The 19102-nt window shown below is 74.5% G+C and carries 14 protein-coding genes; 10 read left to right on the forward strand and 4 right to left on the reverse strand.

Annotated elements, in window-relative coordinates; translation table 11 throughout:
- Positions 1-161 precede the first annotated feature (161 nt).
- Positions 162-1601: an NADP-dependent phosphogluconate dehydrogenase gene (gene gndA / locus SGLAU_RS28745; RefSeq protein ID WP_043505443.1), complete on the reverse strand. Its 1440-nt coding sequence runs from the start codon at positions 1599-1601 to the stop codon at positions 162-164.
- Between the two features lie 319 nt (positions 1602-1920).
- Here gndA and SGLAU_RS28750 point away from each other — a divergent pair, with 319 nt between their 5' ends.
- Complete coding sequence (locus tag SGLAU_RS28750) at positions 1921-3090, forward strand: transglycosylase family protein (RefSeq protein WP_043505444.1); 1170 nt, start codon at positions 1921-1923, stop codon at positions 3088-3090.
- On the opposite strand, the gene SGLAU_RS28755 is transcribed toward SGLAU_RS28750, so the two are convergent.
- The gene (locus tag SGLAU_RS28755; RefSeq protein WP_043505446.1) at positions 3080-4252 is read right to left on the reverse strand and encodes a DMT family transporter; all 1173 of its coding nucleotides are present in this window, start codon (positions 4250-4252) and stop codon (positions 3080-3082) included. The genes SGLAU_RS28750 and SGLAU_RS28755 overlap by 11 nt on opposite strands.
- Before the next feature lie 239 nt (positions 4253-4491).
- Here SGLAU_RS28755 and SGLAU_RS28760 point away from each other — a divergent pair, with 239 nt between their 5' ends.
- The 6 genes from SGLAU_RS28760 (at position 4492) to SGLAU_RS28780 (ending at position 11350) form a co-directional block, all read left to right on the forward strand.
- A complete protein-coding gene (locus SGLAU_RS28760; RefSeq protein WP_043507193.1) occupies positions 4492-5235 on the forward strand; it encodes a (2Fe-2S)-binding protein in 744 nt (247 codons plus the stop codon).
- Positions 5236-5274: 39 nt separating this feature from the next.
- Positions 5275-6441 (forward strand): glycogen synthase, encoded by a 1167-nt coding sequence (gene glgA, locus SGLAU_RS28765; RefSeq protein WP_208868958.1) that lies wholly within the window; start codon positions 5275-5277, stop codon positions 6439-6441.
- A 79-nt stretch (positions 6442-6520) separates the two neighbouring features.
- Positions 6521-7741, forward strand: coding sequence for a glucose-1-phosphate adenylyltransferase (gene glgC, locus SGLAU_RS28770; protein ID WP_043505447.1), 1221 nt, complete (start codon positions 6521-6523; stop codon positions 7739-7741).
- A 305-nt stretch (positions 7742-8046) separates the two neighbouring features.
- Positions 8047-9540 carry an SDR family NAD(P)-dependent oxidoreductase gene (locus tag SGLAU_RS28775; protein WP_043505448.1) on the forward strand — a complete coding sequence of 498 codons (1494 nt, stop codon included), beginning with the start codon at positions 8047-8049 and terminating at the stop codon, positions 9538-9540.
- A 1098-nt stretch (positions 9541-10638) separates the two neighbouring features.
- Complete coding sequence (locus SGLAU_RS35765) at positions 10639-10812, forward strand: hypothetical protein (RefSeq protein ID WP_107408981.1); 174 nt, start codon at positions 10639-10641, stop codon at positions 10810-10812.
- Positions 10813-10867: 55 nt separating this feature from the next.
- A complete protein-coding gene (locus SGLAU_RS28780) occupies positions 10868-11350 on the forward strand; it encodes a GNAT family N-acetyltransferase (RefSeq protein WP_043505450.1) in 483 nt (160 codons plus the stop codon).
- Positions 11351-11419: 69 nt separating this feature from the next.
- On the opposite strand, the gene SGLAU_RS28785 is transcribed toward SGLAU_RS28780, so the two are convergent.
- Complete coding sequence (locus SGLAU_RS28785) at positions 11420-12766, reverse strand: amidase (RefSeq protein ID WP_043505452.1); 1347 nt, start codon at positions 12764-12766, stop codon at positions 11420-11422.
- A 394-nt stretch (positions 12767-13160) separates the two neighbouring features.
- On the opposite strand from SGLAU_RS28785, the gene SGLAU_RS28790 reads away from it, so the two are divergent.
- Complete coding sequence (locus SGLAU_RS28790; protein ID WP_078957946.1) at positions 13161-14216, forward strand: aldo/keto reductase; 1056 nt, start codon at positions 13161-13163, stop codon at positions 14214-14216.
- Between the two features lie 163 nt (positions 14217-14379).
- Here the strand turns inward: SGLAU_RS28790 and SGLAU_RS28795 are convergent, their stop codons facing one another.
- Positions 14380-15801, reverse strand: a complete 1422-nt coding sequence (locus SGLAU_RS28795; protein ID WP_043505453.1) for a lipase maturation factor family protein — start codon at positions 15799-15801, stop codon at positions 14380-14382.
- A 246-nt stretch (positions 15802-16047) separates the two neighbouring features.
- Here SGLAU_RS28795 and SGLAU_RS28800 point away from each other — a divergent pair, with 246 nt between their 5' ends.
- Together SGLAU_RS28800 and SGLAU_RS28805 are read left to right on the forward strand one after the other, a co-directional pair.
- Positions 16048-18147, forward strand: coding sequence for a SpoIIE family protein phosphatase (locus SGLAU_RS28800; protein WP_043505454.1), 2100 nt, complete (start codon positions 16048-16050; stop codon positions 18145-18147).
- Positions 18148-18206: 59 nt separating this feature from the next.
- A complete protein-coding gene (locus SGLAU_RS28805; protein ID WP_043505455.1) occupies positions 18207-19070 on the forward strand; it encodes an Fpg/Nei family DNA glycosylase in 864 nt (287 codons plus the stop codon).
- The last annotated feature ends 32 nt before the right edge of the window (positions 19071-19102 follow it).

Consider the following 19102-nt stretch of genomic DNA (forward strand, 5'->3'; position numbering starts at 1 on the left):
GTGACGGACACCGCCCACCGCGACCGCCCACCGCGAGTACACCGCCCACCGCACCCACACCGCCCCCCGCGACTCCCGCCGGGGCGCGGGAGCGGCGCGGGGAACCCGGCGGGAACCGGCCGCGGGCCCGTACCCGCCGTGCGGCGGAGGACGCCCGGACCCTACGCCGGGACCTCCGACCGATCCCCGCCCCACAGCGTGTGGAACGACCCCTCCCGATCGGTCCGCCGGTACGTGTGCGCCCCGAAGAAGTCCCGCTGCCCCTGCGTCAGCGCCGCGGGCAGCCGCTCGGCCCGCAGCGCGTCGTAGTACGCCAGCGCCGCCGCGAAGCCGGGTGCCGGCACTCCCTGCCGGGTCGCCGCGACGAGCACCTCCCGCCAGTCGTCCTGCGCCGCCGCGATCTCCCGCGCGAACGTCTCGTCGGACAGCAGGCTCGGCAGGTCGGGGCGGGCGTCGTACGCGGCGCGGATCCGGTCCAGGAACGCCGCGCGGATGATGCAGCCGCCGCGCCAGATGGCGGCGACCCGGCCCAGGTCGATGCTCCAGCCGTACTCCTCGCTGCCCGCGGCGACCTCGTGGAAGCCCTGGGTGTACGACACGATCTTGGAGGCGTACAGCGCCTGTTCCACCCGGTCCGCGAAGGCGGCGGCCTCCGCCTCGTCCAGCGGGGACGGTGTGGGTCCCGCCAGCCCGCGCGAGGCCGCGCGCAGCGCCGCGTGCCCGGACAGCGACCGCGCGAACACCGCCTCCGCGATGCCGGAGACCGGCACCCCCAGGTCGAGGGCGATCTGCACGGTCCAGCGACCGGTGCCCTTCTGCTCGGCCCGGTCCGTCACCACGTCCACGAACGGCCGGCCCGTGGCGGCGTCCACGTGGGACAGCACCTCGGCGGTGATCTCGATCAGGTAGGAGTCCAGGCGGCCGGTGTTCCACGTGCGGAAGATCTCCGCGATCCGCGCCGGCTCGTACCCGGCGACGTCGCGCAGCAGCTGGTACGCCTCGCCGATCAGCTGCATGTCGGCGTACTCGATGCCGTTGTGCACCATCTTCACGAAGTGCCCGGCACCGTCGGGGCCGACGTGGGTCACACAGGGCGTCCCGTCCGCCGCCTTCGCGGAGATCTTCTCCAGCATCGGGCCGAGCGAGGCGTACGACTCCTTCGAGCCGCCCGGCATGATGCTCGGCCCGTTGAGGGCGCCCTCCTCACCGCCGGAGATGCCGGTGCCGACGAAGTGGATGCCGCGCTCGCGCAGTTCGGCCTCCCGGCGCCGGGTGTCGGCGAAGTGCGCGTTGCCCCCGTCGATGATCATGTCGCCCGGCTCCAGCAGCGGGGCGAACTCACCGATCACGGCGTCGGTCGGCTCTCCCGCCTTCACCATGACGACCAGCCGGCGGGGACGCTCCAGCGCCGCCACGAACTCCTCGGCGGTCTCGGCCGCGACGAACTCGCCCTCGCCGCCGAACTCCTCGACCAGCGCGCGGGTCCGCGCCGCCGTCCGGTTGTGCACCGCGACCGTGTAGCCGTTGCGCGCGAAGTTGCGGGCCAGGTTGCGGCCCATGACCGCGAGTCCCGTGACGCCGATCTGGGCTGACGTGCTCATACGCTGGGCTCCTAGTCGTCCGGATATCGGGTGCTGCCGGTGGTGCCTCACATACCGCCTCGGGCCATCCTGACGCGCCGGTCCGCCGGCCGCACACCGGGGACGCGCCGAGCGGGGCACTTCGGCAGATACGGGCGGGAGGGCCGGAGCGCTCAGCGGGACGGGGGCGGGCCCGGCGCGCGGGGCACCTGACCCGGGGTCACATCCCGGTACGAACGGGGCTACTGGACGAGCAGGACGCGGCCGATTGCTGTCTTGTCATGGCCTGTTACGGACGCATACTTTTGGCCCTCCTGACGCGCGTCTAGGGGGGCACTTCATGGCCGTACGCGGCCGGCACCGCCGGTACCAGCCGAACAGGATCAACCGCGCCTCACTCACCGTCACGGCGGGCGGGGCCGGGATGGCCCTCCCGTTCGTCGGTGCCGGAGCCGCACCGGCGGCCGACGTGGCGACCTGGGACAAGGTCGCCGCGTGCGAGTCGACCAACGACTGGAACATCAACACCGGCAACGGGTACTACGGCGGACTGCAGTTCAGCCAGTCCACCTGGGAGGCCTACGGAGGCACGGCGTACGCGCCGCGCGCGGACCTGGCCACCAAGGACCAGCAGATCGCCGTCGCCGAGAAGGTGCTCGACGGGCAGGGCCCGGGTGCCTGGCCGGCGTGCTCGCAGGAGGCCGGGCTGACGCGCGGCGGCGAGGGCCCGGGCGTCCGGCCCGACGGCGGCGCCTCGCCGCGGACCGTGCGCGCCTCGGTCGCCGACGTGCGGCCCCAGACCACGCCCCAGTCGCGGGCCGGCCGGGCCGAGATGTACACCGTGGTGCGCGGCGACACGCTGTCCGCGATCGCCGAGGAGCGGCGCGTCAAGGGCGGCTGGCGGGGCCTGTACGCGGCGAACCGCACCACCATCGGCGCGGACCCCGACCTGATCGTCCCCGGCCAGCGGCTCACCCTGCGCGGCAAGGCGCCCGGCGGCACGACGACCGCCCCCGCGGCCGAGCCGAGGGAAGAGCGCGAGGAGGAGACCGCGGGGTCCGCGGGCACGACCGGCTCCCGCCCCGGGGCCACGCAGGGAAGGGACGGCTCCCTCGTCGCCCCGGTGAGCGCCGCCCTCGGCACCCCGTACCGGGCGTCGGGTTCGAGCTGGTCGAAGGGCTATCACACGGGTGTCGACTTCCCCGTGCCCACCGGCACCTCGGTCAAGTCCGTCGCGCCGGGCCGGGTGGTCAGCGCGGGCTGGGGCGGCTCCTTCGGCTACGAGGTGGTCATCCGGCACGGCGACGGCCGCTACACCCAGTACGCCCACCTGTCGGCGATCTCCGTGAAGACGGGGCAGTCGGTGGGCGGCGGCCAGCGCATCGGCCGCGCGGGCTCCACCGGGAACAGCTCGGGCCCGCACCTGCACTTCGAGGTGCGGACCGGACCCGGGTTCGGCTCGGACGTCGACCCGGTGGCCTATCTGCGGGCGGGCGGGGTCAGGATCTGATCCGCATGCGGTGCCGGTCGAGGACCGGCAGCGGCACGTAGGAGACGCCGTAGAGCGAGTTGCCGTACGGCGCGTACGCGAACGGGCTGCCGGCCGGTGCCCGGTCCTCGAGCCCGTCCTCCGCCACCGGGCGCGGCGCGGCCTCGGGCCCTCCCCGCGGCGCGGCGGGCTCGCCGCCGGCCGGGGCGGTGGGCGGCTTCGGCGCGGGCACGGCCGGCGGCGCGGACGAGATCTGCGGGGCGGGCGAGGCCGGCGGGGCCGCCGGGAGCGTCTCCGGCGACGCCGCGGGTGCGGGCACCCCGGCCGCGGACAGCGGCTCGGCACTGCTCTGGTCCCGGGCGATGCGCTCGGTGGTCAGCAGGATCAGGCCGCCCGCCGCGACCACACCGCAGCTCAGCGCGAGCGCGGTGCCCGTCGTGCCGTAGCGGAAGGTCTCGCCGAACATCGTGATGCCGACCGCCGCCGCCACCACCGGATTCACCACGGTGAGCGTGGCCAGCGGGGCCGCGAGCCCGGCACCCCGGTAGGAGGCCTGGGACAGCAGCAGACCGGCCGTGGCGAGCGCGCCGATCGCGGCCAGGGACGGCAGATCGGCCACGGACACCCCGCCGGCCCAGCCGACCGCGACCGTCTTGGTGAAGACCGAGGAGATGCCGAACGCGATGCCGGACGCGGTGGCGAGCAGCAGCGCGCGCATCGCCGGGTGCCGGTGCGCGGCCCGGCCCGCGATCATCAGGGCCGTCACCGCCCCGGCGGTCGCCAGGAACACCGCGACCTGCTGCGGCCCGCCCAGCGACTGGGTGTCGGACGCACCGACCAGGGACAGCAGCCCGGCCAGGCCGACCGTCGCCATGACGGCGCCGCGCCAGGCGGTCGCCCCGGCCCGGCGGCCCACGAACAGCGCCGCCATGGGCAGCGCGAAGACGATGGTGAGGGCACCGAGCGGCTGCACCAGGCTCAGCGGGCCGTACGCCAGCGCCACCACGTGCAGCAGTCCGCCGAGGCCGTTCAGCGCCACCGCCGCCCACCAGCCCGGCCGGCGCAGCGGCGCGTACTGCTCGCCCGGCGAGGTCTCCGCGACCCGCTCCTGCACGATCGCCCCGCCCGCGTAGGCGACGGCGGACACCAGCGACAGCAGAACGGACAACGCGAGGGCGCTCATGAGCTGCTCCTCTGCGTGAGGCGGGGGCCCGGGGCCCGGCGCGGCAAGCGGTCGGCTTCCATGCCAACACGATGCCCTGCCGGTGTGTTCCCCGTCGTCGTACTTGAGCACACAATGCGTACTACTGCCGATGGAGTACGGACGGCGCGCGGTCATCCCCAAGACGGGCGCCCGGTGGGGGACCCCCTGGGGAGCGGACCCCAGGGGTCTTGCTACTACTGCTCCTCGTGGACCTCGACGTGGACCTCGACCCCGGACTCGCCGCGCTGCGCGCGCCCGGCGGCTTCTTCCCGCTGCGCGCCGCCGAGGACCCGCCCCGGCCGCTGCCCACCCTCGCTCAGGTGTACGCACGGCGGCCCGGAAACGTTCCCGGCGACCTGCTGGACCTGCGCGTCCGCAAGGTCGCCGCCGCGCTGCGCGCCCCCGAGCCGCGGACCGCCGCCTCCGTGGCCCACCTGGGGCTCGCCGCCCGCCTCTGGTCCGTCGCCCTGGGCTGCGCCGTGCTCTACGGCCGCCTCCCCGTCCTCGACCCGGGGCGGCTCCACTGGGACGCCGGCGCGAGCGCCCCGGACGACCTGTGGCTGCCCCAGGTGCGCCCGGAACGGCGGGCGGGCGACCCGGCGGCGCTCGCCGACGCGGTGCTGCGCGCGCACCTGGTGCCGCTGGCCGCCGCCGTGCGCGCCCGACACCGGCTCGCGCCCGGCCTGCTGCGCGGCAACGCCGCCTCGGCGCTGGCCGGTGCCGCGCGCACCCTGGAGCAGTGGGCACGGGCGCACGGCCGCCCCGAGGCCGCCGACCGCACCCGCGCCCTCACCGCCGGCCTGTTCGCCGACCCGCTGCTCGCCGGCACCGGCACCCTCACCGGCACCGCCTTCCGGCGCCGCAGCTGCTGCCTCTACTACCGGGTACCCGGCTCCGGGGTGTGCGGCGACTGCTGCTTCACCCGGCCACCGCGGTCTTCCCCGCGCACCACATCTGGGTGACCATGAGAGGCATCGGCCGTCGAGACAGGGGGTTCACGGGTGCGCGTGGGACTGCTGACCCGGGAGTACCCGCCGGACGTCTACGGCGGCGCGGGCGTCCATGTGGAGTTCCTGGCCCGGGAGTTGCGCCCGCTCGTCGACCTGAAGGTGCACTGCTGGGGCGAGGCGTCCCGGGCGGAGCGCGGCACCGGCGTGGTGCGCCACCGCCCCTGGCCCGCCCTCGACGGCGCCAACGACGCGCTGCGCACCTTCTCCGTGGACCTGGGGATCGCCGCCGCGCTCGAAGGACGCGAACTCGTCCACTCCCACACCTGGTACGCCAACCTGGCCGGCCACTTCGCCAAGTTGCTGTACGGCGTCCCGCACGTGCTCACCGCCCACTCCCTGGAGCCGCTGCGCCCCTGGAAGGCCGAGCAACTGGGCGGCGGATACGCCCTGTCGAGCTGGGCCGAGCGCACCGCGGTGGAGGCGGCCGACGCGGTGATCGCCGTCTCCGGCGCCATGCGCGAGGACATCCTCGCCTGCTACCCGGCACTGGACCCGGCGCGGGTCCACGTGGTCCACAACGGCATCGACACCGAGCTGTACCGGCCCGATCCGGCCACCGACGTACTGCACCGCCTCGGCATCGACCCCGGCCGGCCCTACGTCCTCTTCGTCGGCCGCATCACCCGCCAGAAGGGCGTCCCCCACCTGCTGCGCGCCGTCCGGGACATCGACCCGGCCGCCCAGGTCGTGCTGTGTGCGGGCGCACCCGACACCCCGGAGATCGACCGGGAGTTCCGCGAGCTGTACCGCGAACTGTGCGCGGTGCGCGAGGGCGTGCACTGGATCCCGCGGATGCTGCCGCGCCCCGAGGTGATCCAGCTCCTCACCCACGCCGCCGTGTTCGCGTGCCCGTCGGTGTACGAGCCGCTGGGCATCGTCAACCTGGAGGCGATGGCCTGCGGCACGCCCGTCGTCGCCTCCCGGGTCGGCGGCATCCCGGAGGTCGTCGCGGAGGGCACGACGGGCCTGCTGGTGCCGGTGGACGACGCGTTCGAGACGGGACTCGCCCGGGCCCTGGACGCGGTGCTCGGCGACCCGGAGGGCGCCCGGCGGATGGGCGAGGCGGGACGGGAGCGGGCGGTCGGCGAGTTCGGCTGGGACACGGTGGCCCGGCGCACCGCCCGGCTCTACGAGCGGGTCGTCGCCGACGGGACGTAGTGCGCCGCAGCGACCCGCGGCAGGATTGTCCCGCCCGTGTCCGGGCAGGTTCTCTGCAATCAGCGTGAGGGGAGCGGCCATGCGTCGTGGGGGACCTTCGGTGCTCGGGATCGTCCTCGCCGGGGGCGAGGGCAAGCGTCTGATGCCGCTGACCGCGGACCGCGCCAAACCCGCGGTCACCTTCGGCGGCACCTACCGGCTCGTCGACTTCGTCCTGTCCAACCTCGTCAACGCGGACATCCTGCGGATCTGTGTGCTGACGCAGTACAAGTCGCACTCGCTGGACCGGCACATCACCACCACCTGGCGGATGTCCAGCCTGCTCGGCAACTACGTCACCCCGGTCCCCGCCCAGCAGCGCCTCGGCCCGCGCTGGTACCTGGGCAGCGCGGACGCCATCCTCCAGTCGCTGAACCTGGTGTACGACGAACAGCCGGAGTACGTCGCGGTGTTCGGCGCGGACCACGTCTACCGCATGGACCCGCGGCAGATGCTCGCCCAGCACGTCGAGTCCGGCGCGGGCGTGACCGTCGCGGGCATCCGGGTGCCGCGCGCCGAGTCGTCGTCCTTCGGGGTGATCACCCCCGGGTCGGACGGGCGGACGGTGCAGCGGTTCCTGGAGAAGCCGGCCGATCCGCCGGGGCTGCCGGACGCCCCCGACTGCGTCTTCGCGTCGATGGGCAACTACCTCTTCACCACCAAGGTCCTCATCGAGGCGCTCCAGCGGGACGCCGAGGACGAGAGCTCGGTGCACGACATGGGCGGCTCGATCCTGCCGCAGCTCACCGCGCGCGGCGAGGCCCAGCTGTACGACTTCGGCGACAACCACGTACCCGGCGAGACCTCCCGCGACCAGGGCTACTGGCGGGACGTGGGCACCCTCGACGCGTACTACGAGGCCCACATGGACCTGATCGCCGAGCGCCCCGCCTTCAACCTGTACAACCGCCACTGGCCCGTCTACACCCACTCCAACCAGCTCTCCCCGGCCCGCTTCAACGGCGGCGGCATCGCGGGCGAGTCGATCATCAGCTCGGGCTGCCTCATCCGGGGGCAGGTGACCCGGTCCGTGCTCTCGCCGGGGGTGGTGGTCGACCCCGGCGCGGTGGTGCAGGGCTCGGTGCTGCACGACAACGTGCACATCGGCCGGGGCGCGGTGGTGCGCGGCGCCATCCTCGACAAGAACGTCGAGGTGCCGCCGGGCGCCACGATCGGCGTGAACCCCGAGCGGGACGCCGAGCTGTACACGGTGTCCAAGGGCGGGGTGATCGCGCTCGGCAAGGGACAGCGGGTCTCCTGACGCGCCCGCCGCTGACGGAGCGTAGCGGCACGGGCACCAGGCCGTGACCGCGGGCGTACGGCCGGCCCGCCCGCCCGGTCGCCGACGGGACACATCCCGGACGAACGACCAGCCGGTCCACCACCCCGCACCGTGACCTGCGGGCGCTCACCCGCCCCCGCCGACGGGACACGGACGCCGATCACGCCTGTACGCCCTGATCAAGGCGGGTTTGGCGGCAGGGCCCGGCGCTCCGTAAAATCCGACGTTCGAATGCGGGCGCGAGTCGGAGCGCCGCCAGGGCAGAAGCAGGGAACGCAGCGGCGATGACGGTCACACAAGACGGCACCCAGACCACGGACGAGGTGGTCCACGGGCCCGGCATCGACCCCGAGCGCCTGGCGATCTGCCTCAGCGTGCTCGAAGAGCTGGACGAGCTGGAGGTCGACCACCCCGACGCGATCAAGGTCCGCCGGGCCACGTCGCACATCTACCGCACGGTGAAGCAGCGCCGCCGCCAGGAGCGCCGGGCCGCCAAGACCGCCCACGACCGGCAGGTCACCGAGGCCACCGCGACCGGCTCCGCCGAGCGCATCGACGACGAGACCGAGGGCATCCTGCCCTCCTCCAAGATCGAGGCGGGCCGCATCGCCGGGATACTCCAGCGCCCGCGCTCCTGCTACGTCTGCAAGACGCGGTACGTCGAGGTCGACTACTTCTACCACCAGCTCTGCCAGGACTGCGCCGCCGAGAACCGGGCCAGGCGCGACGCCCGCGCCGACCTCACCGGCAAGCGCGCGCTGCTCACCGGCGGCCGGGCCAAGATCGGCATGTACATCGCGCTGCGGCTGCTGCGCGACGGCGCCCACACGACGGTCACCACCCGGTTCCCGAAGGACGCCATCCGCCGCTTCAAGGCCATGGACGACTCGGCGGACTGGATCCACCGCCTGGAGGTCGTCGGCATCGACCTGCGCGACCCGGCCCAGGCCGTGGCCCTCGCCGACCAGGTGGCCGAGGCCGGCCCGCTCGACATCCTGATCAACAACGCCACCCAGACCGTGCGCCGGCTGCCCTCCGCCTACGCCGCCCTCGTCGAGGGCGAGAGCGCCCCGCTGCCCGCCGGGGAACTGCCCGCCCACCACGTCATCGGCGCCTTCAACTCCGGCGCGGTCGACGGCCTCGCCGCGCTGCCCGTCGGCACCAGCGGCCTGGACGCGCAGCAGGTCGCCGACCTCGCCCTGGTCGCGGGCAACGCCAGCGTCGCCCGCCACCTCGACGGCACGGCCATCGACGCCGGCGGCCTGGTACCGGACGTCGTGGACACCAACACCTGGGTGCAGACCATCGAGCAGATCTCCCCCGTGGAGCTGCTGGAGACCCAGCTCTGCAACTACACCGCGCCGTTCATCCTGATCAGCAAGTTGCGCCCGGTGATGGCCGAGGCGGCCCGCAAGGCGTCCAGCGGACGCTCCTACGTCGTCAACGTCTCGGCGATGGAAGGCGTCTTCAACCGGGGCTACAAGGGCGCCGGACACCCGAACACCAACGCCGCGAAGGCCGCGATGAACATGGTGACGCGGACCAGCGCCCAGGAGATGTTCGACACCGACCGCATCCTGATGACCTCGGTCGACACCGGCTGGATCACCGACGAGCGGCCGCACTTCGACAAGCTGCGCCTCGCCGAGGAGGGCTTCCACGCCCCGCTCGACCTGGTCGACGGCGCGGCGCGGGTCTACGACCCGATCGTGCGCGGCGAGGCCGGCGAGGACCTGTACGGCGTCTTCCTGAAGGACTACGCGCCCGGCAAGTGGTGACCGCGCAGCTCGCCGCGGAGCCGGGTGACCGTGCCGTCCCTTGCCGCCGCCGGGGAGAGCGCAGGGCCCGCCCGGTCGGGGAGACCGTGCGGGGCTCACGCTGCCGGGGAGGCTGCGCCGAGCGGCGCGGCGGGGTGACCGTGCCGTCCTCTGCCGCCGGGGAGGCTGCGCAGGCCCGCCGTGTCGGGGATACCGTGGAGGGCTCGCCGTCGCGCCGGGCCGCACGGCTGTGACTGTGCCGCCGGGGGTACTGGTGCAGGGCCCGCGCCGACGGGTTGAGCGCGCCGTCCTGTGCCGCCGGGGAGGCTGCGCGGGGCCCGCCCGTGCCGTCGGCGGGCCGCGCAGGGCCGTGGGGCCGGGTGACCGTGCCGTCCCGTGCCGTCGGCGACCGCAGACCCGTACCGCCGGGGACGCCGCCCCCGTCGGGGAGGTGGCGCCGGGCCCGCGCCGCCCGGAGGCCGCGCCGGGCCGCGGGGCCGGGTGACCGTGGCGTCCCGTGCCGTCGGCGACCGCAGGGCCACCGCCGGGAGGCCGCGCCGGGACGCGCGGCACGGCGTCCGCGCCGTCCCGTGCCGTCGTGGGCGGCCGCTCTGGGCCCGCGCCGTCGGGTGACGTGGTGTCAGCGGCGCGGGCCGGTGCACCACCGGCCCGCCGCTCGCAAGCCCTGCTCCGCCGAACGGGTGGGCGCACACCGGGGCGCCCGCCCTCTTCTTGGCGCACTCCGTCCGCACATCAGGGGGGCGTGCTAGGCCGGGCGGGTGAGTTTTCCAACGGGGCATCACGGGGCAAAAGGGTGCAAGGGGTTGTCCCGCGCATGCGGGATGACTTGGCACAGTGGCGGCCAATTTCCCGTTGTTGCGAAGCCATCGAGCGGACGACCGCTCATTTGGTTAATCTGAAGCCGACGGACACCAGCACGGGTCCCTACCCACACCCAACGTCCGTCCCGGGACCAGCCGGCGCACAACGGCCTGCCTCCCGCGACTTGTCGACGCCACCGCGTCCGGACGGATCACACCCAGACCCGAGTGCACGTCGGTCGCGGACCGCGGACCCACCGGCGAGCCCGAGGGTGACCCGACACATAAGGAGTGCGCGGTGACACCGGAGAAGAAGAATCGCGAGCAGCGCCCCAAGGATCGCGCCGAGCGCGCGGGCCGGCGCCCAGGAGAGATCGGCAGCCTCGACGTGTGGGCCCGTTCGGCCCCGATCCGCCTCGCGGGCTACGAGGACGACCTCGCCGAGCCGCACATCCTGCCCAGCGTCGACTGAACGCCGGGCGGGCTGCCGCGATCACCGGTCAGCTGGGCGTGCGAAACTCACGCCCATGCTGATCAGAGAAGCCACCGCCGACGACTGGCCGCGCATCTGGCCGTTCTGGCACCGCATCGTCGCCGGCGCCGACACGTACACCTGGGACCCCGACACCGGCGAGGAAGCGGCCCGCGCCCTCTGGATGAGCCCGGCCAAACGCGTCTACGTCGCCGAGGACGCCTCCGGCGCCGTCGTCGGCTCCGCCTACCTGACCCCCAACTACGGCGGGCCCGCCGCCCGCATCGCCAACGCCGGCTTCATGGTCGACCCCGACCAGGGCGGCCGCGGCATCGGCCGCGCCCTCGCCGAGCACGTCCTCGCCGAGGCGACGGCACACGGCTACCGGGGCATGGTGTTCAACGCCGTCGTCGAGACGAACCCCGCCGTGCGGCTCTGGACGTCCCTCGGCTTCACCGTCCTCGGCACGGTGCCGGAGGCCTTCGACCACCCCCGGCACGGACCGGTGGGGCTGCACATCATGTACAAGGCGCTGTGACCGGCGCGCCGCCCCGCCCCGCCGCGCGCCGGGCGGGGCCGCGCCGCCCCGCCGGGCTGCGAAACGCCCCTACCCGAGCGGCGCGACCCGCTCCCACGGGCGCTGCCGCTCCAACTGGCCCGCCACCTCCAGCAGCAACGCCTCGGATCCCGGCCGCCCCACCAGCTGCACGGCGCACGGGGCGCCGGAGGGGAGCGTGCCGAGCGGGACCACCATCGCGGGCCAGCCGGTGAGGTTCCACGGCGGGGTCATCGGCGCGTACGTCGAGTTGGCGGCGATGTTGCGCAGCCAGCCCCGCTCGTGCCACGGCGCCACCCGCGGGGAGCGGCGGGCGAGCGCCGGGGTGAGCAGCACGTCGTACTCGTCGAAGAACGGCTTCAGCCGCCGGCGCAGCGCCTCGCGGTCCGCGCCGGTGCCCACCCGCCCGGCGACGCGGCGCCCGATGGCCGCGTGGACGCGGGTCCGCCGGGTCAGCAGCCGAGGATCGAGCGCCTGGGCGTCGACGGAGGCGCCCGCCGTCCAGTGCGCCAGCGCCGTGACGCCCAGCGTCTTCGGATAGGGCGGGTCGGCGCGCCGCACCTGGTGCCCCGCCTTGATCAGCAGCCCGGCCGCCTCCCGCACGGCCGACGCGTACGGCTTGCCGGGGGTCACCCCCGGCAGCGGGCTGCGCAGCGACACGGCGATCCGGCGGGTGGCGGCCGCCTCGGGCTCCATCCCGTCCTCGCGGTCGGCGAGGACGGAAAGCATCAGCCGCGCGTCCGCGACGGTGGTGGCGAACGGGCCGTTCTCTGTCATGCCGAACCAGTCGTTGCCGCCGAGACCGGCCGGGACCACCCCGTGGCCCGGCTTGATCGCGACCAGTCCGCAGTTGGCCGCCGGAATCCGCAGCGACCCCATGCCGTCGGTGCCGAGCGCGATCGGCACCATCCCGGCGGCCACGGCGGCGGCGCTGCCGCCCGACGAGCCGCCCGCGGAACGGGAGGTGTCCCACGGGTTGCGGGAGGTGCCGTGCACCCCGTCCGTCGTCGCGAAGATGCACAGCTCGGGCACGTGCGTCAGGCCCACGACGACCGCGCCCGCGGCCCGCAGCCGGGCCACGGTGACATGGTCCCGTTCGACCGGCGTGTCCGGTGTCGCCGCCGAGCCGTTGCGGCAGGTCTCGCCGCCGACCGGCACGTTGTCCTTGACGGCCACGGGCACACCGGCGAGCGGCAGATCGGCCAGATCCCCGCGCGCGCCCACCTCGTCGGCCTCCCGCAGCGCGGCCTCGGCCCGCACCACACGGAACGCTCCGATGCGCCCGTCCAGCCGCTCGATGCGCGCCAGGTGCTCCGCCACCACCTCCCGCGGCGTGACCTGCTTCTCCCGCACGGCGGCGGCGATCTCGGCGGCGGTCCGTCCGACCCAGTTGGTCACAGGGTGCTCCTCGGCGATGGGGTGGTCCTACTGGCGAGTACGCAGGCAGCACTCTGCCCAACCCGGCGGGGCCGTGTCGAGAGGAGCGGTTCGATCCGGCCGCCACGGGGAGCCGTGGACCTCGCCGCGCCCCGTCGGCGACCCGGTCGCCGCGCCCCCGGCCGCGGCGCTGTCCCGCGAGCGGAGCCCGGTGCCGGGCAGGGCAACCGGCCGCCACGGGACCGGAGGAGTTCCTCCAGCCGGCCTCCCCGCCGCACCCGCGTGCGAGCCGTGCGCCCCTGAGACGGGTCAGGGCTCCGACCGCTCCCTCAGCCACTGCTTCACCCCGCCGACGTGCGCGGCCGGACCGGGGAAGAGGTGTCTCTTCCGCCAAGTTGTTTGATAAACAAGCGGCATGGCGTCCCACAACCCCGCCCGCGTCACCGCCGCCGACACCTACGACAGCCGCTTCCCCGCCTCGCGCGAACGGGACGGCTCCGACGCGACGAACCTCGTGAGCCGCCTCGCCCTCGGCGCGGCCGCCCTCGGCAACCTGTACGCCGAGGTCACCGACGAGCAGGCGTACGCCACCGTGGCCGCCGCCTGGCGCAACGGCATCCGCGCCTTCGACACCGCACCCCACTACGGCCTCGGCCTGTCCGAACGCCGCCTCGGCGCGGCGCTGCGCGAGCACCCCCGCACCGCCTACACCGTCTCCACCAAGGTCGGCCGGCGCCTGGAACCCGCCGACGGCACCGGCGACGACCTCGCGCACGGCTTCGCGGTGCCGGCCACCCACCGCCGCGTCTGGGACTTCACCGCGGACGGCATCCGCCGCACCCTCGACGCCAGCCTGGAACGGCTCGGCCTCGACCGCGTCGACACCGTCTACCTGCACGACCCCGACGACCACGCCGAGCAGGCCTTCCGCGAGGGCTACCCGGCGCTGGAGCGACTGCGCGCGGAAGGCGTCGTCGGGGCGATCGGCGCGGGCATGAACCAGACCGCGATGCTCACCCGCTTCGTCCGGGACACCGACGTGGACGTGGTGCTGTGCGCCGGCCGCTACACCCTCCTCGACCAGAGCGCCCTCACCGATCTGCTGCCCGCCGCGCGGGAACGCGGCACCGCCGTCGTCCTCGGCGGCCCCTTCAACTCGGGACTCCTCGCCGACCCCGGGCCCGCGGCGACCTACGACTACCGGCGGGCGCCCGCGGACCTGCTGGCGCGGGCCCTGCGGCTGAAGGCGCTCGCCGGGCGGCACGGCACCACCCTGCGCGCCGCCGCCCTGGCCTTCTGCGCCGCGCACCCGGCCGTCACCGCCGTCCTCGTCGGCGCCCGCTCCGCCGCCGAGGTCGACGACTGCGCCGAGCAGCTCCGCGGCCCCGTGCCGGCGGCCTTCTGGCAGGAACTGCGGGACACCGGCCTGCTGCCCGCCGACGCTCCCGTGCCCGGTGACGGCCACCCCTGATCGCCGACGCCCACCACCACGCCCGGGACCTCGCCACGCGCGACCAAGGTCGTCACCACGGCCGCCGCACCGGCCGCCGCGCTGTGCGAGTCCGCACGCGACGAGGTCTTCCCGTCGGCCGCCACCCGCGTCCACGGCCTCCGAGCCGCCCGGCCCGCCCCGGTCACGGCCTGTGGGCGGTCCCGGCCAGCCGGGTCGGCGGCAGGTACTCCCGCACGTAGGTCCGGTGCCAGCAGGCGCCGGTCTCCCGCAGCTCCCGCCAGGTGGTGTACCGGTAGCGGAAGAGCCGGGCGCGGATGTGGCGGGGCGGCTCCCCGGGCGGGAAGGGGGAGCGGCGCAGCAGCCCGAGGGTGTCGCGGTCGTCCTCCAGCAGCCGCTCCACCAGCGCGCCGAACCAGGGCCCCGCGTAGGCGGGCGACAGCGCGGCGAACCACATCATCCAGTCCAGCCGCAAGTGGTACGGCGCGAACTGGCGCGGCCAGCGCCGCGGGTCGCCGGGCTTGCCCTTGAACTCGTACTCCCGCCAGTCGGAGTCCTCCCGCGGCACGGCGTCCGCGGTGCCCTCGATCACCACCTCGTAGCGCACCCGGCTGACGCTGCCGAACGCACCGTAGGTGTTCACCAGGTGGAGCGGGTCGAAGGACCGGTTCATGACCTGGTGCGGGGAGATCATGTTCGCCACCGGGCGGTAGCTCAGGAACAGCAGCAGCGCGGCCACCGCCGACACCAGGACCACGTACCAGAGCGGGGCCCCGGGCAGCGGCGGCGGGTCGGCGGGGAAGCGCACCGCGGACAGCGCCAGCACGATGGTGATCCAGTTCAGCCAGGAGAAGTTGCCCGACAGCACCAGCCACAGCTGGGTGACGATCATCAGGGACGCGGCGGCCGTGGCGACCGGCTGCGGCGTGAACAGCAGGAACGGCACCGCGAGCTGGGTGACGTGGTTCGCGGCCACCTCCACCCGGTGCACCGGCTTCGGCAGACGGTGGAAGAACCAGCTCAGCGGGCCCGGCATCGGCTGCGTCTCGTGATGGTGGTCGAGACAGGTCAGCTTGCGCCAGCAGGCGTCCCCGCGCAGCTTGATCAGCCCCGCGCCGAACTCCACCCGGAACAGGATCCAGCGCAGCAGGAACAGCACCACGACCGGCGGGGCCACCTCGTCGTTGCCGAGGAAGACCGCGAGGAACCCCGTCTCCAGCAGCAGGGACTCCCAGCCGAAGCCGTACCAGGTCTGGCCCACGTTGACGATCGACAGGTACAGCAGCCACGGCACCAGCCACAGCAGCATCGCCGCCCACAGCGGCAGCAGGCCGTCGAGCCCGGCGAGCAGCGCCGCCGACACCGCGGCGCCCGTCCAGGCGCAGCCGGCGAAGAACCGGTCGGAGTAGTGCAGTTGGAACAGGCTCGGCGCCTGCCGGAAGGGCACCCGGGCGACGAACCGGGGGATCGGCAGCATCCCGCGGGTGCCGAGCAGCGCCCGGAACTGGAGGGCCGCGGTGAGGAACGCGACCAGGTAGACGGCGGCCAGCGCCCGCTGGAACACCAGCCGGCTCAGCCAGTAGTCGGATGCGGTGAACCAGTCCACGGTCCTCGCACACTCCTCTCCTTCCATGGTGGCGCGCGGCGGCGACCGCCCCGCGTCACCGCTGCTCCGCCTGTGCGACCCGGGTGAGTGAAGCAGACAAGGGTGACGAGTTGCCCGGAACGGGGCCGTCGACCCGGACCCGGTCCGAGCCGCGGGCCCGGCCGCGGTCCGGGGCCCGGAGTCCCGCGGCGGACCAGGTGGGCCGACAAGTCGAAGAATCGGTCGAATCCTGGCAAGGTGGGGCGCATGGTTGATCGGGGAGCGAGCGCCCTGTCACTCCCGGACGACTGGCCCGCCCACCCGGACCCGATCCTGGCGCTCAACCGCATGGGCAGCTTCGACTGGGACCTGGACCACGGTCTGTTCCACATGGACGCCCAGGCCCACGAGGTCTTCGACCTGCGCCCGAACGAGTTCGACGGCCACCCCGAGTCCCTGTCCGTCCGGGTCCCGCCGGACGAGGCACTCCGCCTGGACGCCCTGGTCGCCCAGGCCATCAAGGACGGCAGCGAGAACTACGGCGCCTACTTCCGGCTCCGCTGCCGCGACGGCCGCCTGCGCTGGACCCACACGCAGGGCTACATCCGGCGCGACGCGACCGGCCGCCCGCGCCGGATCGTCGGCATCGTCCGGGACGCCACCGAGGAACTGCGCGAACTCCAGACCCGGGGGGAACCGCAGGGCGGCCCGGACCGCGGCCGGTACGACCAGGGCAGCGTCGTACAGGCCACCACGGCCGCCCTCGCCCACGCCCGCACCGTCCAGGACGTCATCGACGTGCTCAGCTACTCCGACGGCGTCACCCGTCTCGGCGCGACCAGCCTGGTCATGGGGCTGGTCGAGGCCGGACGGATCCGGCTGATCGCCGAGGGCCCCGTGGAAGGCCGGGTGCCCGGAACCGAGGTCACCCGGATCGACGAGCCGTACCCGATGAGCGAGGTCGTCCGCACGCTCGCCCCCCGCTTCATCGAGTCCCCGGAGGAGTTCGCGGCCGGCTACCCCATCCTGTGGCCGCACATCACCGACCTCGGCATCACCTCGGCCGCCTATCTGCCGCTGATCGTCCAGGCCCGCCCCATCGGCGCCATGGGCCTGCTCTACGGCGACCGGCGCGGCTTCAGCCCCGAGGAACGGGACGTCCTCGTGGCGCTCGGCACGAGCATCGCCCAGAGCCTGCAACGGGCCATGTTCTACGAGCAGGAGAGGGACCTCGCCGCCGGCCTCCAGCAGGCCATGCTGCCGCGCACCATCCCCAGCGTGCCCGGCGCCGACGTCGCCGTGCGCTACCGCTCAGGAAGCGCCACCGGCACCCTCGGCCGGGACATCGGCGGCGACTGGTACGACCTGATCCCGCTCCCCGGCGGCCGGGTCGGCGCCGTCATCGGCGACGTCCAGGGCCACGACACGCACGCGGCCGCGGTCATGGGCCAGCTGCGCATCGTGCTGCGCGCCTACGCCGCCGAGGGCCACACCCCGGCCACCGTGATGGCACGGGCCTCCGTCTTCCTGCACGAACTGGACACCGACCGCTTCGCGACCTGCCTGTACGCGGAGGCCGACCTCACCACCGGAGTGGTGCAGGTGGTGCGCGCCGGGCACATCGACCCCCTGCTGCGCGCCGCCGACGGCGGCTGCCGCCGGGTCTCCGTCGAGGGCGGGCTGCCGCTCGGCCTGTCCGCCGAGTTCGGCAGCCTCGACTACCCCGTCGGCACCCTCGAACTCGACCCCGGCCACACCCTGCTGCTGCTCACCGACGGCCTCGTCGAGACGCCGGGCGCCGACCTCGACGACGGGATGCAGGCCCTCACCGCACTGGTCGCCACCGGCCCGCCGGACGTCTGGAAACTCGCCGACCGGCTGATCCAGGTCGCCGAGGAGCGTGGCGGCGACGACGACGTGGCCCTGCTCCTGCTGCGCCGCCGCGGCCTGGACGCCCCCAGGGCCGGGGGCCGCCTCCAGCAGCATGTCGCCCCCGGCGACCCCGAGGCCCTGACCGGCGCCCGGCACATGATCCGCGCCGCCGTCCGCGCCTGGGGCGCCGGGGACCGGGCCGACGAGATCGAACTGGTCGCCGACGAGCTGATCACCAACGCCCTGATGCACACCGAGGGCTCCGCCGTCGTCACCCTCAGGGTCCTCACCGGCGCCGAACGCCGGCTGCGGGTCGAGGTCGAGGACTCCTCCAGCGCCCTCCCGCGCCGCCGGGAGGCCGGGGAGTCCGGGGTCTCCGGCCGCGGACTGCTCCTCGTCGACCTGCTGACCGAGATGTGGGGCGTGGAGGCGCGCGGCGGCGGCAAGTGCGTCTGGTGCGAGTTCACCGTGCCGGAGCGCGCCGAACGGCACTGAACGGGGCCCCCACCGGTTCCCGGGGTGAGGCCGCCGGTGCCGGGTGGCAGTCTGGACGTATGCCGGAACTGCCCGAGGTCGAAGCGCTCAAGGACTTCCTGACCGAGCACCTGACGGGACACGAGATCGTCCGGGTGCTGCCGGTCGCGATCAGCGTGCTGAAGACGTACGACCCACCGCTCACCGCCCTCCAGGGCCGCGAGGTCACCGCCGTGCGGCGCTACGGCAAGTTCCTCGCCCTCGCCACGGACGGCGGCCCGCACCTCGTCACCCACCTGGCCCGCGCGGGCTGGCTCCAGTGGAAGGACCGGCTGCCCGACGGCCCGCCCCGCCCCGGGAAGGGCCCGCTCGCGCTGCGGGTGGCCCTGGAGACCGGCGGCGGCTTCGACCTGACCGAGGCGGGCACCCAGAAGCGGCTCGCGGTGTACGTCGTGCGCGATCCCGGGGAGGTGCCCGGTGTGGCCCGGCTCGGCCCCGACCCGCTCGCCGACGACTTCGACGAGGCCCGCCTGGCCGTCCTGCTGGCCGGGGAGCGGCGGCAGCTCAAGGGCGCGCTGCGCGACCAGAGCCTGATCGCCGGCATCGGCAACGCCTACAGCGACGAGATCCTGCACGCGGCGAGGATGTCCCCGTTCAAACTGGCCGGCGCCCTCACCGCCCAGGAGACCACCCGGCTGTACGAGGCGCTGCGCACCACCCTCACCGACGCGGTCGAACGCTCCCGCGGTCTGGCCGCCGGACGGCTGAAGAGCGAGAAGAAGAGCGGGCTGCGGGTCCACGGCCGCACCGGCGAACCCTGCCCCGTGTGCGGTGACACCATCCGCGAGGTCTCCTTCAGCGACTCCTCGCTGCAGTACTGCCCCACGTGCCAGACCGGCGGCAAGCCGCTGGCCGACCGCAGGCTCTCCCGGCTGCTGAAGTGACCCGGCGCCGGGCTCCCGGGAGCGGGGCGGGG

Source organism: Streptomyces glaucescens, from assembly GCF_000761215.1.
GTDB classification, from domain to species: domain Bacteria; phylum Actinomycetota; class Actinomycetes; order Streptomycetales; family Streptomycetaceae; genus Streptomyces; species Streptomyces glaucescens_B.

Excerpts from the sequence above, each read along its gene's own strand:
- gndA (WP_043505443.1), bottom strand. The coding sequence starts at position 1,601 with ATGAGCACGTCAGCCCAGATCGGCGTCACGGGACTCGCGGTCATGGGC.
- SGLAU_RS28750 (WP_043505444.1), top strand. The coding sequence starts at position 1,921 with ATGGCCGTACGCGGCCGGCACCGCCGGTACCAGCCGAACAGGATCAAC.
- SGLAU_RS28755 (WP_043505446.1), bottom strand. The coding sequence starts at position 4,252 with ATGAGCGCCCTCGCGTTGTCCGTTCTGCTGTCGCTGGTGTCCGCCGTC.
- glgC (WP_043505447.1), top strand. The coding sequence starts at position 6,521 with ATGCGTCGTGGGGGACCTTCGGTGCTCGGGATCGTCCTCGCCGGGGGC.
- SGLAU_RS28775 (WP_043505448.1), top strand. The coding sequence starts at position 8,047 with ATGACGGTCACACAAGACGGCACCCAGACCACGGACGAGGTGGTCCAC.
- SGLAU_RS28780 (WP_043505450.1), top strand. The coding sequence starts at position 10,868 with ATGCTGATCAGAGAAGCCACCGCCGACGACTGGCCGCGCATCTGGCCG.
- SGLAU_RS28790 (WP_078957946.1), top strand. The coding sequence starts at position 13,161 with ATGGCGTCCCACAACCCCGCCCGCGTCACCGCCGCCGACACCTACGAC.
- SGLAU_RS28800 (WP_043505454.1), top strand. The coding sequence starts at position 16,048 with ATGGTTGATCGGGGAGCGAGCGCCCTGTCACTCCCGGACGACTGGCCC.
- SGLAU_RS28805 (WP_043505455.1), top strand. The coding sequence starts at position 18,207 with ATGCCGGAACTGCCCGAGGTCGAAGCGCTCAAGGACTTCCTGACCGAG.